The sequence below is a fragment of the Tamlana crocina genome, assembly GCF_012037625.1.
This window is the reverse complement of record NZ_JAAVJS010000612.1, coordinates 1-332: the sequence shown is the minus strand read 5'-3', so window position 1 is coordinate 332 and position 332 is coordinate 1. Positions and strand designations below refer to the sequence as shown.

Sequence of the window (332 nt, the reverse complement as noted above, 5' to 3'; positions counted from 1 at the left end):
ATGTAGCGTTCTTTAGCTTCGGGAGTAAGGGCCTGGAACATAATATTCTCAAAGGCATCAAGAATAAATTCCGCAGCGATTAAAAGCAGAAGAAAAACCAAAAGGACAACAGCCAGTAAAGGATGTTCTACAAAAGCATAATTATCGCCCGAATCAACAAGGAATTCCAGGGCTCCTGCGATGATCATAAAGAAAACAGGAATTCTTATCCAGGCCGGGATTGCGTGTCTCATGAGTTTTGGTCGTTATCTGGTTCTAATGGAATTTGTTCTACAGTATGGATGTAATCTTTTTTGGCAGTAAAGACCCACCAGAAAAGCGCTACAAAAAAG

The 332-nt window shown here is 40.7% G+C and carries 2 pseudogenes; both read right to left on the bottom strand.

The annotated features are described in order from the left end of the window. A pseudogene (locus HC176_RS18265) lies at positions 1-233 on the bottom strand (cbb3-type cytochrome c oxidase N-terminal domain-containing protein); the annotation flags it as partial. After that, positions 230-332: pseudogene (locus tag HC176_RS20170) on the bottom strand (CcoQ/FixQ family Cbb3-type cytochrome c oxidase assembly chaperone); the annotation flags it as partial. The pseudogenes HC176_RS20170 and HC176_RS18265, both read right to left, overlap by 4 nt.